We start from the raw sequence: 13,200 nt of genomic DNA on the forward strand, positions 1-13,200 counted from the left end.
ACGGGTAATGGGAGGTGGTCATGGCCGACCCCAAGGGTTTCCTCACCACACCCCGTCGTCTTCCGCCACTCCGTCCGGTGGACGAGCGGGTGCGGGACTGGAACGAGGTCCACGCGCCCGGCGGACTGCTGCCGATCATCAACGCCCAGGCGAACCGCTGCATGGACTGCGGCATCCCGTTCTGCCACGACGGCTGTCCGCTGGGGAACCTCATCCCGGAGTGGAACGACCTGGTCTCCCGGGACGACTGGCTGCGCGCGAGCGAGCGGCTGCACGCGACCAACAACTTCCCCGAGTTCACCGGCCGGCTGTGCCCGGCCCCCTGCGAGAGCGCGTGTGTGCTGGCCATCAACCAGCCGGCGGTCACCATCAAGAACGTCGAGGTGGCCATCGCCGACCGGGCGTGGCGATGCGGATATGTGACCCCCAGGCCACCGGAGCGGCTGACCGGCCGCACCGTCGCCGTCATCGGCTCGGGACCCGCGGGTCTGGCCGCGGCCCAGCAGCTCACCCGCGCGGGCCACACCGTGGCGGTGTACGAGCGGGACGACCGGGTGGGCGGACTGCTCCGCTACGGCATCCCCGAGTTCAAGATGGAGAAGCGCCACCTGGACCGGCGGCTGGAGCAGATGCGCGCGGAGGGCACCAGGTTCCGCACCGGCGTGGACGTCGGCACCGACGTGGACGCCGCCGAGCTCAGGGCGCGCCACGACGCGGTGGTGATCGCGGTGGGGGCGCGAGCCTGGCGCGAACTGCCCGTCCCTGGGCGGGAGTTGGCCGGGATCCATCAGGCGATGGAGTATCTGCCGATGGCCAACCGGGTGCGGGAGGGTGACTACGCCCGGCCACCGATCACCGCCGAGGGCAAGCACGTGGTCATCGTCGGCGGCGGGGACACCGGGGCGGACTGTCTGGGCACCGTACTGCGGCAGGGCGCCGCCTCCGTGACCCAGCTGGACATCCACTCCCGGCCCGGCGACGAACGGCCAGAGAGCGAGCCCTGGCCCACCTATCCCAAGATCTACCGGATGTCCGCCGCCCATGAGGAGGCGCGGGAGCTGGCGGCCTCCCCGGAGGCGGATGTGGACGCCCGGGTCTTCTCCGCGACCACCGTCCGCTTCGAGGGGACGGCACCGGACGGGGAGCGGCCGGGGGGCGGTGTGCGGGCGCTGCGCCTGATCGGGTCCCCTGCCGACGGGCGGCCCGGACCGGACACGGAGCGGGTTCTCCGGGCGGATCTGGTGCTGCTGGCCCTCGGCTTCCGTGGCCCGGAGCGGGACAGCGGACTGTTCGACCAGCTCGGCCTGGAGCTCGACGAGCGCGGCACCATCGCACGTGACGCCTCCTTCGCCACCAGCGTGGACGGGGTGTTCGTGGCGGGCGACGCGGGCCGCGGCCAGTCGCTGATCGTCTGGGCGATCGCCGAGGGCCGCTCCGCCGCGGCCGCCGTGGACCGCTATCTCGGGGGCTCCACCACGCTCCCGGCACCGGTCGGACCGGCCGACCTCCCCATGACCGCCTGACGGTACGGCAGCATGCCGGTGTGACGGTGTGACGGCGCGACATCCGGGGGCCGGGACCGGTACCAGGACGGCAGGCCGCCTGCCGCGGGCGCGCCGCGCGGGAATAGTGTGCGTCCATGAGTTCGCAATCGCCCCTTCTCACCGTGGCCGACGGTGTGCACGTCTGGTCCCCGACCCCGAGTGCCGGATGGGGTCTGGCCAACTGCGGTCTGATCGTCTCCCCCGATGGCGCCGCCGCCTGGATCGACACCCCCTACGACCGGCGGATGGCCGGTGACTTCCTGGCGCGGAGCCGCGCCCTGCTGCCCGACGGGGGCCGGATCGAGCGGGTGATCGTCACCCATGCCAACGGCGACCACCTGTGGGGCGCCGAGGTCGTGCCGGACGCCGAGATCGTCGCCACCCGCGAGGCGCTCGGCCATATCGAGTACGAGCCCTCCCCGCAGCAGTTGCACGCCCTGGTGCACGGCAGCGACCCGGCGACCCCGCTCGGCTGGTATCTCCAGCGGCACTTCGGGCGGTTCGACTGGGCCGCCACCGAGGTCGTCGAGCCGACGCTCACCTTCGTAGGCGAACTCGACCTGCGCGTGGGCCAGGTGCCGGTGCGGGTGTTCAGTCTGCCGTCCGCGCACACCGCCGGCGATCTGGTGGCGTATCTGCCACGGCAGAAGGTGGCGTTCACCGGCGATGTCATCTTCGCCTCCGGCCCTGAGGACCCCGGTGACCACGCGGTGCACTGGGCGGGCCCGCTGGACAACGTGATCGCCGCCTGTGAGCGGGTGCTCGCGACCGGGGCCGAGGTGATCGTCCCCGGCCATGGCCCGGTCCTGGACCGGGCAGGGGTGCGCGGCCACATCGGCTATCTGGAGCATGTCCGGGACCGCACCCGGCAGTTGCACGCGGCAGGGGTACCGGCCCTGGAGGCCGCCCGTACACTCATCGCCGAGAACGCCCATCCGTCACTGGGCCTGCCCGAGCGACTGGTGATCACGGTGGGTTCGGAGTACCGGCACCTGAACGGCGGCGACGAACCGGCGGACCTCATGGCCACCATGGCCGATCTCGCCCAGGTGGCATGGGAGCGACGCGAGGCCGCGCCGCCGGCCTCGGCCTGAGCACCGCGGCGGGACGCGGGGGCGGCGCGCCCACGGCGCGTACCCGCGCCCTGCCCGGCGGGAGCGCCCGCTCTCACATATTGATCATGTGTCCGGCGAGGCCGTGGACGGCCTCCTTCACCGCCTCGCTGAGGGTCGGATGGGCATGGACGTTGCGGGCCACCTCGTGCACGGTGAGATCCCACTGCTGGGCGAGGGTGAGTTCGGGCAGCAGCTCGGTGACCTCGGGGCCGATGAGATGGCCGCCCAGCAGCTCGCCGTGGCGGCCGTCGCTGACGAGCTTCACGAAGCCGACGGGGTCGCCGAGCCCCTGGGCCTTGCCGTTGGCGGTGAACGGGAACTTCGCCACCCGGACGTCGAAACCGCGCTCCCGCGCCTGGGCCTCGGTCCAGCCGAAGCTGGCGATCTGCGGCTGGCAGAAGGTGGCGCGCGGGATCATCACATAGTCGAGCTCCATGGTCTCCGCCCCGGCGATGGTCTCCGCCGCGACGATGCCCATGGCCTCGGCGGCGTGCGCCAGCATCAGTTTGGCGGTGACGTCGCCGATGGCGAAGATGTGCGGCACATTGGTGCGGCACCGGCCGTCGACATCGATGGCGCCGCGTTCGGTCAGCGCCACGCCGGTGTGCTCCAGCCCGTATCCGCGCACCCGCGGCCGGAACCCGATGGCCTGGAGCACCCGGGCGGCCTGGAGGGTCTGCCGCTGACCGCCCGTGGTCACCATGACCTTGACCGCGGGACCCGCGTCGTTGATCGCCTCCACCCGGGTGGAGGTCAGGATGTTGATGCCGAGCCTGCGGAAGCGGCGGGTGAGCTCGGCGGAGACCTCCTCGTCCTCCAGGGGCACGATCCGGTCCATGAACTCCACCAGCGTCACCTGCACCCCGTAGCTGTGCATGATGTACGCGAACTCCACACCGATGGCGCCCGCGCCCGCGATCAGGACGCTGCCGGGCAGGGTGGGGGCGAGGATCTGCTCCTCGTAGGTCACCACCCGCTCGCTGAGCGAGGTGCCGGGCAGCAGATTGGTGATCGAGCCCGCGGCGATGACGCAGTGGTCGAAGCCGAGCGTCTCCATGCCGCCGTCGGAGCGGGTGACCCGCAGCTCGTGCGGGCCGGTGAAGGCGCCCCGCCCCTCGTATTGGGTGATTTTGTTCTTCTTCATCAGATAGTGGACGCCCTTGACCCGTCCGTCGGCCACCTTGCGGCTGCGCTCGAACGCCTGCCGGTAGTCCACGGTGACATCGCCGTTCACCCGGATGCCGAAGTTCTTGGCCTCATGGAGGAACAGATGGGTCAGCTCGGCGTTGCGCAGCAGGGCCTTGGACGGGATGCAGCCCACGTTCAGGCAGACGCCGCCCCAGTAGCGTTCCTCGACGATGGCCGTGGTCAGGCCCAGCTGGGCGGCGCGGATGGCGGCGACATAGCCACCCGGCCCGGCTCCCAGGACCACGACGTCGAAATGTGCGCTCATGCGTCGCACCTTAGACATTAGAGTCGGGGTATGGCTTCAGACGAGGGGTCCGTACGGGTGGACAGCTGGATCTGGTCCGTGCGGCTGACCAAAACGCGGTCCATGGCCGCCTCGGCCTGCCGGGCGGGGCACGTCCGGGTCAACGGCGAGCGCGTCAAACCCGCCCAGGCGGTGCGGCCCGGTGACGAGGTGCGGTTGCGCCATGCGGGGCGCGACCGGGTCGTGGTCGTCTCGCGCATCGTGCGCAAGCGGGTCGGGGCGCCGGTCGCGGCCGAATGCTACGTCGACAACAGTCCTCCTCCGCCACCGCGCGAGCACACCGTGCCGATCGGGCTGCGCGACCGCGGGGCGGGCCGCCCCACCAAGCGCGACCGGCGCGAGATGGAGCGGCTGCGCGGTATGCCCGGCGGCCTCGGCTAGCGACCGCGGGTCCCTCCCGCCCGGCTCCGCCGGAAGGGCCCCCGGCCGGTCAGCCCGCCGTGATCCGTACCGGGCCGCCGTGTGCGTCGGCCCGGTCGATCCAGTCGGCGGACAGATGGCACGGCCGGTTGGGTGCCACGGTGCGGGGCAGGCGTCCGCGGTGCAGGGTCCGGCCGTCCTGGCTGACGGTGAGCACCGGCCGGGTCAGGAATCCGGCGGTGCGCAGGATGAGGCGGCCGCGCGGCGGAGGGGGCCCGTGCGGGGCGACCCGGTTGGGCCAGACCCACAGCAGCGGCGCCTCGACCCGCACGGGCAGCGGTCCCGGGGCCCACGGCCGGCCGGCGAGATGGCGCAGCACGGGCCCGGCGGCGCACCGGCCGTCGAGGGCGGCGATATCGGCGGTCTCGACGGGGTGCAGCAGATTGCCGACGGCGAAGACGCCGGGTTGGCCGGTGCGGAACTCGGCGTCGGCCGCCGGGCCGCGGGTGCCGGGGTCGAGGGCGATCCCGGCGCTTCTGGCCAGTTCGTGGTCGGGGATCCAGTCGCCGGTGAACACCACGGTGTCGCAGCCGACGGCCGCGGTTCGGCCGTCCCGGTGCCGCAGACGCAGGCTCTCCAGCCGCCCCGAGCCGGTCAGTTCGGTCACGGTGGCGTCGGTGACCAGCGGAAAGCCATGGCGCAGCCGGGTGCCGAGGTGGCGCGCCGGATGGGTCTGGTGGCGGGGCTGGTCGGTGACCATGGCGACCACCTCGGCTCCGGCCTGACGCAACGTGGCCACCGCGGAGTAGCTGACCGGTTCGGCGCCGACGATGACGGCGCGGCGCCCCACGTCCTGGCCGTGCAGATGGACGGCCTGCTGCAGCTGTCCGGTGGTGAGGACGCCCGCCGGCCGGGTGCCGGGCACCAGCCGGGCGCTGCGCGGGCGTTCCCGGGCGCCGGTGGCCAGGACGACAGCCGTGGCGGTGATCCGCTCCAGGCCGGCCGGCCCGGTGAGGTCCACGGTCCTCGGGGCCGCCCAGCCGGTGGCCGTGACCCCGGTGCGCAGCACCGCCCCGGCGCGGACGGCGGCGGCGATGTGGTGACGGGCGTAGTCGGGGCCGGTCATCATCCGGCGCAGGTCGCGCAGTCCGAATCCGGTGTGGTGGCAGTGGCGGGGGATGCCACCCGCCCGCTGTTCGCGGTCCAGGACCTCGACCCGTTCCACCCCGGCGGCGGCCAGCCGCGCGGCGACCGCCAGCCCGGCCGGTCCGGCCCCGATGACCAGCACGTCGACGGTCCGGTGGATGCGGTCGGTGGGGGTCATCGCCGGGCCTCCGTCCGGTCCTCGGCCGTGGTGGCCTCCTCGAACTGGGCGCGCACGGCGGCGCCGCAGAAGAATCCCTGGCAGCGTCCGCCCAGGGCCCGGGTGCGGCGCCTGAGGCCGTCCAGCGAGGCCGGTGGCACGGTGGCGGTCAGCGCGTCGCGGATCTCGCCCCGGGTGACGCGTTCGCAGTGGCAGACCACGGTGCCGTAGGCGGGGTCGGCCGCGATGAGATCGGCTCGCTGGTAGGGGCGCGGGAACGCCTCGCCGATGGTGGGCATCCGCACGGGCTCGATCTCCCGCTCCGGCCCCAGGTCCAGCCCGCAGTCGGCGAGCAGTCCCGCCACATGCGCGGCGATCGCCATCGAGGCGGTGAGGCCGGTGGAACGGATGCCGCCCACGGCGACATACCGCCGGTCCGGGTCCGCGTGGATCTGGTAGTCGCCGTGCTCGGTGGCGGCGCGCAGCCCCGCGTAGACCGCGGTGACCTCTTCCTCCAGCAGGCGCGGCATGATCCGTGCGCCCTTCTCCCGGAGCGAGGCCAGTCCGTCGGCCGACGATCCGGTGGCGGTCTTGTCGTCCAGGTCCTCGGCGGTGGGGCCGAGCATCACATTGCCGTACACGGTCGGCGCCACCAGTACGCCCTTGCCGAGCGCGGTGGGCACCGGCAGCAGGATGTGGTCGACCAGGCCGCGGGCGAACTTGTCGAAGACGATGAGCTGCCCGCGGCGCGGGGTCACGGTGAACTCCCGGTGGCCGAGCCGGCGGTTGATCTCATCCGAGTACAGCCCCGCGGCGTTGACCAGATGACGGGTGCGCAGCAGCCCGCGCGGGGTGGCGATCTGGTGGTGGTGCGCATCCGTGGTGATGGCCCCGGCCGGGCAGTTCAGATGGAGGGCGACGCCCGCGCGCACCGCCTGGGTGGCGTAGGCGAGCGTCGTCGTCCAGGGGCAGATGATGCTCTCCCCGGGTACGTCGAGCGCGCCGAGGACGCCCGGCCCCAGATGGGGTTCGCGGGCGCGGACCGCGTCCGCGTCGAGGATGCTCGTCCGGTCGTAGCCGTTGCGCGCGGCCTTCTCGGCGAGTGCCGGCAGCGCGGCGAGCTGTTCCGCGTCCCAGGCGACGAGCAGCGCGCCGAGCGGTTCGAGCGGGATGCCGGTCTCGGCGGCGTACGCGGTCAGCAGCTGGTAGCCCTCGCGCACCAGCCGGGACTCCAGGGTGCCCGGCGTGGCGTCGAACCCGGTGTGCAGGATCGCGGTGTTGGCCTTGGAGGTGCCGTTGCCGACATCGTCGGACGCCTCGACGAGGGCGATCCGCAGCCGGTACCGGGCCAGTTCGCGGGCGATGGCGGTGCCGACCACCCCGGCGCCGACGATGGCCACGTCGTAGACCTCGTCAGGGAGGTCACCCGTGGTCGTAACGGTCATTGTGGTCCCTTGCTCGGTGGTGCGCGTGGCTGTGGATGCGGGGCCGGTGCTCAGGCGTGGGCGGCGGGCGGCGGCGCGTGGTCCAGCAGCGCGGCCACCGCCGAGCGGAAGCCGGCCAGGCGCTCGGCGGCCCGCTCCGCGCTGATCCGCGGTTCGTAGACGGCGGCGGGCCGCCACGCCGGAACCGCCTCCTCGACCGTCAGGTCCGGGTCGAGTCCCAACCGCGCGGCGGCGCCCACGCCCAGCGCCGTGACGTCCGGCAGCGCCGATACCTCCACCGGCCGTTGCAGCAGGTCGGCCTGGGTCTGCATGAGCAGCGCCGAACGGGTCAGCCCGCCGTCGACCCGCAGGACGGTCAACGGCGCGCCCAGATCGGAGGCTGCCGCCTCGGCGATCTCCACGACCTGGGCGGCGATGCCCTCGCACAGGGCGCGCACCAGATGACCGGCGGTGGTGTCGAGGCCGAGCCCGGTCAGCGAGCCCTTGAGGTCGCCGCGCCACCACGGCGCGGCGAGCCCGGCGAGTGCCGGTACGAAGGTGACGCCCCCGGTGTCGGGCACGGTCCGCCCGACCCGGTCGAGGTCCTGGGGGCCTTGGATCACCCCCAGGTCGCCGAGCCAGCGCACCGCGGAGGCCGCGGTGTACACCTGCCCGTCCAGGCAGTAGCTGGTGCGTCCGCCGAACCGCCAGGCCACGCAGGAGACCAGGCCGTGCGGGCCGCGCCGGGGCCGGTGCCCGGTCTGGGCGAGGAGGAAGGCGCCGGTGCCGTAGGTGCATTTGGCGCTGCCCGGCTCGGTCACCCGCTGCGCCAGCAGGGCGGCCTGCTGGTCGACGAGCAGTCCGGTGAGCGGGATGTCGCCGCCGAAGGCCGTGGTGGTGCCGACGACCTCGGCGGCGTCGACGATCCGGGGCAGCCGTTCGGCGGTCAGTCCGTACAGGTCCAGCGCCTTCGGGGACCAGACGACACGGTCGAGGTCGAGCAGCCCGGTGCGCCCCGCGGTGGCGGCGTCGGTGACGAAGGCTCCGGTGAGCCGGTGGACCAGCCATGCGTCGCTGGTGGTGACCACTCCCTGGCCGGTCAGATGGCGCCGGATCCACGCCATCTTGGGGGCCGCGAAGTACGGGTCGAGCGGCAGTCCGGTGAGGTCGCGCAGTGTCTCGGCGTGGGGCGCGAGCCGCGCGCACACGGTGTGCGCCCGCCGGTCCTGCCAGACCAGCGCGTCGGTCAGCGGGTCTCCGGTGACGGGGTCCCAGGCCAGTACGGTCTCGCCCTGGTTGGCCAGCCCGACCGCCACGACCGGTTCCCCGGCGGCCGCGAGGGCCTGGCGGCCGGCCTGGAGCACCGAGGTCAGCAGTGCGGCCGGGTCGGCCTCGACCAGTCCGCCGGGCAGATGGCGGGGGCGCACCGGGACCTCGGCGGAGCCGATCACCCCGCGTTCGGGGCAGAGCACCAGCGCCTTGGTGCCCGAGGTGCCTTGGTCGATGGCGAGGACCGGGCCGGTCGCGGGGTCGGCCGGGGTGCGGTGGCGGCGCTCTACAGGCAGCATGTCCGGTTCTTCGCTCGGGACTCGTGTTCTTCGCTGGTTCTTCGGCTCTTCGCTGGTTCTTCGGTTCTTCGCTCGGGCCGTGTGGATCGGTCAGAACTCGGGAATCGCTCAGGACTCGGGGACGTCGGCGGGGAGATCTTGCCGGAAAGCCTGGTGCAGCCGCGGGCCGGGCGTCAAGACGGCCCCGCCCCCCCCGTCAGCCGCCCGTGGTCCCCCTTTCCCGACAGGCCCCGGCGGGACTATAAGATCCCTGCAACCATCTCCCAGGCCCGTCGTTTCCCCGCGTCCGGTACGTCCGGCTCCGTACGAAAGTCAGCCGATGCCCGAGGAAGAGTTCCGCCCCGTGTACCACCCCGCGGGGTATGACGGCGGACTGCGCATCGCGTTGCAGGAGCTGCGCGCCGGACGCTGGGTGTCGATGCGCGACCTGCTGGCGGAGACCCCCACCTGGTCGCTGTGGACCCAGCGCACCCAGGTGCTGGCCGCGGGCGCCGCCGGGTCGAACGTGGTGGACGCGTGGCGGGCCGAGGAGCCGCGGAGCGTCGCGGCGCTGGTGATGCACACCCGGGTCGCGGTGGAACGCGCGCTGCGCGCACACCGCGAGGGCCATCCCCGCACCCGCGAGCTGTGGCGGGAGGCGTGGCAGTCCTGCCAGCTGGCCGCACACCGCTCCCCGGCGGATCCCGTGCCGTGGGTGTGTCTGCTGGCCCTGGCCCAGTTGGACACGGGGCTGCGGCAGGAGGAACACCGGGTGCCGCCGCCCGCTCCGCTGCTGTTCCCCGGCCCCTGGGGACTGCTGGCGGAGGCCGACCGGCGCGATCCGCACAACCGCGAGGCCTACCACCGGATGTTGCAGTTCGTGTACGCCCGCCGGGCCGGCGGTTCCCTGGCGGAGGCGGTCAACTTCGTGCAGTGGGTGGTCTCGGGCGCGCCCGAGGGATCCGCTCTGCTGGTGCTGCCGCTGTACGTCCATGTCGAGCGGTACCGCGAGGAGCGTGGCTACGAGAAGGCACTCGACCTTCACTGGGCCACCGAGGACGCCATCCGGGACGCCCGGAGGGCGCTGCGCGGCTGGTTCGACCACGCGGATGTCGCGACGAGTTCGCTGCTGGATCTCAACCATCTGGCGCACGCCCTGTGGGGTGCGCTGCTCTTCACCGACGCGGCCCGTGTCTTCGAGGCGCTGGGGCCGTACTTCACCCCACTGCCCTGGGCCTGTCGCACCCATGACCCGGCCGACCACGCCGTGGCTGAAGAAATGTTTCTGCGCGCCCGGGTCCGCTCGCTGGCCGGCGCCCGTGGGCCAAGACCCGGGGCGAACGGCTGAACCGGGGTCCTCCCCGGCGCTCCCCGATCACCGCTCTCCCCGTCCTTCCGGAGGTGCATTCCATGTCCACGGCATGGTCGAGTTCGGGTCCCGCTCCCCACCGGGACGAAGAACAACGGCTGCGTGAGCTCGGCTACCAGCCCGTACTGGCCCGCCGCATGGGCGGCTTCGGCAACTTCGCCATCAGTTTCTCGGTCATCTCCATCCTCTCCGGATGCATGACGCTGTACGGCTTCGGGCTGAACACCGGAGGCCCCGCGGTCATGATGTGGGGCTGGGCCGGGGTGGGGCTGTTCGTGCTGTGCGTCGGGCTCGCCCTGGCGGAGGTGACCAGCGCCTATCCCACCTCGGGAGCGCTGTACTACATGGCCGACCGGCTGGGCGGACGGGCCTGGGGCTGGTACACCGGCTGGCTCAATCTGCTGGGACTGCTCGGCGCCATCGCCGGGATCGACTACGGCGCCGCCCTGTTCACCGGCGCGCTCCTCAACCTCCAGTGGGGATTCGATCCCACCCCGGAGTCGACCATGGTGATCTTCGCGTGCGTCCTGCTGCTGCACGCGGCGCTGAATCTGTTCGGGGTGCGGCTGGTCAGCGTGCTCAACTCGGTCAGTGTGTGGTGGCATCTGGCGGGCGTCGCCATCATCGTCGGCGCGCTGGCGATCGTGCCCTCCCACCACCAGTCGCCCGAGTTCGTCTTCACCGAATTCGTCAATGACACCGGCTGGTCGAATCCGCTGTATGTGAGCGCGATCGGACTGCTGCTCGCCCAGTACACCTTCTCCGGTTACGACGCCTCCGCGCATCTGTCCGAGGAGACCTCCAACGCCTCCGTCTCCGCCGCCCGGGGGATCGTCCGCGCCATCTGGGTGTCCTGGGCGGCCGGGTTCGTGCTGCTGGCGGGACTGACCTTCGCCATCCAGGACTACGCGGGTACGCAAGCGAGCGCCACCGGAGTACCGCCGGCGCAGATCCTGATCGACGCCCTGGGCACGGGCGGTGCCACCGCGATGCTGCTCATCGTCATCGTGGCGCAGCTGTTCTGCGGGAACGCCGAAGTGGCGGCGGCCAGCCGGATGGTGTTCGCGTTCAGCCGGGACGGCGCGCTGCCGGGGTCACGGCTGTGGCGGCGGGTCAGTTCCGCTACCCAGACGCCGGTGCTCGCGGTCTGGCTGTCGGTGGCGGTCGCGTGTGTGCTGGCCCTGCCGTCCCTGTACTCCGAGACGGCCTACGGCGCGGTGACTGCCATCAACGTCATCGGGATCACCCCCGCCTACGCCATCCCCATCCTGCTGCGGCTGCGCGCCGGGGACCGGTTCCGGCCGGGCCCGTGGCACCTGGGCCGCTGGAGCAAGCCGGTGGGCTGGGTCGCGGTGGTGTGGGTGGCCCTGGTGACGGTGCTGTTCTGTCTGCCGCAGTCCAGTCCGGTGACGGTCGACTCGATGAACTACGCCTCGATCGCGCTGGCCGTGGTGCTGCTGCTGGCCACCATCTGGTGGTTCGTGGCCCGCCGCTCGTACGGCACGCCCTCCGCGTACGGCACCGCGCGGGAACAGGCGGAGATCGCCGAGGGCATCGTCTGAGGGGTTCTCACCCGTGCGGAGCCGGATGCGGGGCCTGATGCGGAGCCGGATGCGAAGCTCGATGGAGAGCCGGTTGCGGAGCCGGATGGGGCAAAGCCTTCCGCACCCGGCTCCGCACACCGGGCAGGTCTCAGCGGGAACGGCGCACCGACACCGCCGGGGGTCGCTCCCGGCCCGCCCCGTAGGCGAGGAAGTACGCGGGTGCCCGCTTCAGCCACGGCGCCCTGGTGAGCACCTCGGCCAGCCGCAGCGGCTGCCCTCCGGCGACCGGTGAACGCCCCTGGAGCAACGGCTCGATGACCCGCGTATGGGCGATCCGCTGGAGTTTCTGCGTCGCGGCGGCGGTCGGCCACCGGCGGCGCTGGACGGCGCGTACGTCGCCGAGCCCCACGGTGCCCGCGCGCAGCGGCCCGGCCAGATGGCGGGCGGCGGCGACCGCGTCCTCGACGGCGAGGTTGATGCCGATGCCGAACACGGGCGACATCGCGTGGGCCGCGTCCCCGATGCACAGCAGTCCGGGGCGGTGCCAGCGGCGGAGCCGGTCCATCCGTACGTCCAGCAGCTTCACCTCGTCCCAGGACCGCGGCCCCGGTTCCCGGCCGTCCTCCCTCATCCATGGGGTGGCCTGTGCGAACGAGGACAGGAACCGGTCGAGCCCCTCGGCGCGGTACTGGGCGTCGGCCCCCTTGGGGATCAGCACGGCGCACTGCCAGTAGTCACCACGGTCGATCATGGCCGTGAGAAAGCGCCCGCCGGCGTTGCCCACCAGCCCCTGGGGGTCGCTCTCCCGCCGGGGCAGCCGGAACCACCAGACGTCCATCGGGCAGGGGAACTCCCGCAGCCCCAGCTCGGGCAGGGCGCGGGCGAGCGATCCCCGGCCGTCGCAGGCCACGGTGAGGGTGGCGCGCAGCTCGCCGGTGGAGCCACCGGCCCGGTCGCGGTAGCGCACTCCGGTGACCCGTCCGCGCTCGGTGACGAAGGAGGTCACCTCGGTGTTCATGCGCAGGCGGAACGAGGGCTCCCGCGCGGCCTCGTCCGCCAGCAGATCGAGCAGGTCCCACTGCGGCACCATCGCGACGTAGTTGTACTTCCCCGGCAGGGAACCGATGTCGCCGACCGTGAACAGCTCGCCGTCCCGTCCGATGGGCAGCTGGACCGAGTGCACATGCCGCTGCGGCAGGGCCGCGAACCGGTCGGCGAGGCCCAGGTCGTCCAGGAGCCTCAGGGTGCTGGGGTGGACCGTGTCGCCGCGGAAGTCGCGCAGGAAATCCCCGTGTTTCTCCAGGACGGTGACCTCCACGCCGGCTCGGGCCAGCAGCAGGCCGAGGACCATCCCGGCGGGCCCGCCGCCCACCACACAGCAGGTGGTCCGCTCCCTCTCGTGGCCCATCTCGTGGCCCATCTCATGGCTCCCTTCGACGTCCCCGTGGCCATGGGCACCCTCTCAGGACGGATGGCCCGGCGGCACCACGCCACACCGGTGC

The 13,200-nt window shown here is 72.7% G+C and carries 10 protein-coding genes; 5 read left to right on the top strand and 5 right to left on the bottom strand.

Translation table 11 applies throughout. The features are described from left to right. Positions 1-20 precede the first annotated feature (20 nt). Both PS467_RS03495 and PS467_RS03500 read left to right on the top strand, forming a co-directional pair. Complete coding sequence (locus tag PS467_RS03495; RefSeq protein ID WP_311033923.1) at positions 21-1,523, top strand: glutamate synthase subunit beta; 1,503 nt, start codon at positions 21-23, stop codon at positions 1,521-1,523. A gap of 116 nt (positions 1,524-1,639) precedes the next feature. Next, positions 1,640-2,638, top strand: a complete 999-nt coding sequence (locus PS467_RS03500; RefSeq protein ID WP_268969942.1) for an MBL fold metallo-hydrolase — start codon at positions 1,640-1,642, stop codon at positions 2,636-2,638. 73 nt (positions 2,639-2,711) lie between these two features. On the opposite strand, the gene lpdA is transcribed toward PS467_RS03500, so the two are convergent. Next, positions 2,712-4,112 carry a dihydrolipoyl dehydrogenase gene (lpdA, locus tag PS467_RS03505; RefSeq protein WP_311033924.1) on the bottom strand — a complete coding sequence of 467 codons (1,401 nt, stop codon included), beginning with the start codon at positions 4,110-4,112 and terminating at the stop codon, positions 2,712-2,714. Positions 4,113-4,142: 30 nt separating this feature from the next. Here lpdA and PS467_RS03510 point away from each other — a divergent pair, with 30 nt between their 5' ends. Then, positions 4,143-4,532 carry an RNA-binding S4 domain-containing protein gene (locus PS467_RS03510; protein ID WP_268969944.1) on the top strand — a complete coding sequence of 130 codons (390 nt, stop codon included), beginning with the start codon at positions 4,143-4,145 and terminating at the stop codon, positions 4,530-4,532. Between the two features lie 49 nt (positions 4,533-4,581). Here PS467_RS03510 and PS467_RS03515 read toward each other — a convergent pair whose 3' ends face one another. The 3 genes from PS467_RS03515 to PS467_RS03525 are packed head-to-tail and all read right to left on the bottom strand — an operon-like array spanning position 4,582 to position 8,806. Then, positions 4,582-5,835, bottom strand: a complete 1,254-nt coding sequence (locus PS467_RS03515; protein ID WP_311033925.1) for an NAD(P)/FAD-dependent oxidoreductase — start codon at positions 5,833-5,835, stop codon at positions 4,582-4,584. Then, positions 5,832-7,259 carry an NAD(P)/FAD-dependent oxidoreductase gene (locus tag PS467_RS03520; RefSeq protein WP_311033926.1) on the bottom strand — a complete coding sequence of 476 codons (1,428 nt, stop codon included), beginning with the start codon at positions 7,257-7,259 and terminating at the stop codon, positions 5,832-5,834. The genes PS467_RS03515 and PS467_RS03520 overlap by 4 nt, the downstream gene beginning before the upstream one ends. 50 nt (positions 7,260-7,309) lie before the next feature. Further along, positions 7,310-8,806, bottom strand: a complete 1,497-nt coding sequence (locus tag PS467_RS03525) for an FGGY family carbohydrate kinase (RefSeq protein ID WP_311033927.1) — start codon at positions 8,804-8,806, stop codon at positions 7,310-7,312. A 319-nt stretch (positions 8,807-9,125) separates the two neighbouring features. Between PS467_RS03525 and PS467_RS03530 the strand changes: the two genes are divergently transcribed. Both PS467_RS03530 and PS467_RS03535 read left to right on the top strand, forming a co-directional pair. After that, on the top strand, positions 9,126-10,133 hold the full coding sequence (locus PS467_RS03530) for a hypothetical protein (protein ID WP_311033928.1): 1,008 nt from the start codon (positions 9,126-9,128) through the stop codon (positions 10,131-10,133). A 62-nt stretch (positions 10,134-10,195) separates the two neighbouring features. Continuing rightward, the gene (locus tag PS467_RS03535) at positions 10,196-11,716 is read left to right on the top strand and encodes an amino acid permease (RefSeq protein WP_311033929.1); all 1,521 of its coding nucleotides are present in this window, start codon (positions 10,196-10,198) and stop codon (positions 11,714-11,716) included. 130 nt (positions 11,717-11,846) lie between these two features. Here PS467_RS03535 and PS467_RS03540 read toward each other — a convergent pair whose 3' ends face one another. Further along, the gene (locus tag PS467_RS03540; protein ID WP_311033930.1) at positions 11,847-13,118 is read right to left on the bottom strand and encodes an FAD-dependent oxidoreductase; all 1,272 of its coding nucleotides are present in this window, start codon (positions 13,116-13,118) and stop codon (positions 11,847-11,849) included. Between the last annotated feature and the right edge of the window lie 82 nt (positions 13,119-13,200).

Origin of the sequence: Streptomyces luomodiensis (assembly GCF_031679605.1) — a bacterium.
In the GTDB taxonomy this organism is placed as follows: domain Bacteria; phylum Actinomycetota; class Actinomycetes; order Streptomycetales; family Streptomycetaceae; genus Streptomyces; species Streptomyces luomodiensis.

Bases quoted from the DNA above. Each gene is read 5' to 3' on its own strand.
- PS467_RS03500 (WP_268969942.1), top strand. From the start codon at position 1,640: ATGAGTTCGCAATCGCCCCTTCTCACCGTGGCCGACGGTGTGCACGTC.
- PS467_RS03495 (WP_311033923.1), top strand. From the start codon at position 21: ATGGCCGACCCCAAGGGTTTCCTCACCACACCCCGTCGTCTTCCGCCA.
- PS467_RS03510 (WP_268969944.1), top strand. From the start codon at position 4,143: ATGGCTTCAGACGAGGGGTCCGTACGGGTGGACAGCTGGATCTGGTCC.
- PS467_RS03540 (WP_311033930.1), bottom strand. From the start codon at position 13,118: ATGGGCCACGAGATGGGCCACGAGAGGGAGCGGACCACCTGCTGTGTG.
- PS467_RS03525 (WP_311033927.1), bottom strand. From the start codon at position 8,806: ATGCTGCCTGTAGAGCGCCGCCACCGCACCCCGGCCGACCCCGCGACC.
- PS467_RS03520 (WP_311033926.1), bottom strand. From the start codon at position 7,259: ATGACCGTTACGACCACGGGTGACCTCCCTGACGAGGTCTACGACGTG.
- lpdA (WP_311033924.1), bottom strand. From the start codon at position 4,112: ATGAGCGCACATTTCGACGTCGTGGTCCTGGGAGCCGGGCCGGGTGGC.
- PS467_RS03530 (WP_311033928.1), top strand. From the start codon at position 9,126: ATGCCCGAGGAAGAGTTCCGCCCCGTGTACCACCCCGCGGGGTATGAC.
- PS467_RS03515 (WP_311033925.1), bottom strand. From the start codon at position 5,835: ATGACCCCCACCGACCGCATCCACCGGACCGTCGACGTGCTGGTCATC.
- PS467_RS03535 (WP_311033929.1), top strand. From the start codon at position 10,196: ATGTCCACGGCATGGTCGAGTTCGGGTCCCGCTCCCCACCGGGACGAA.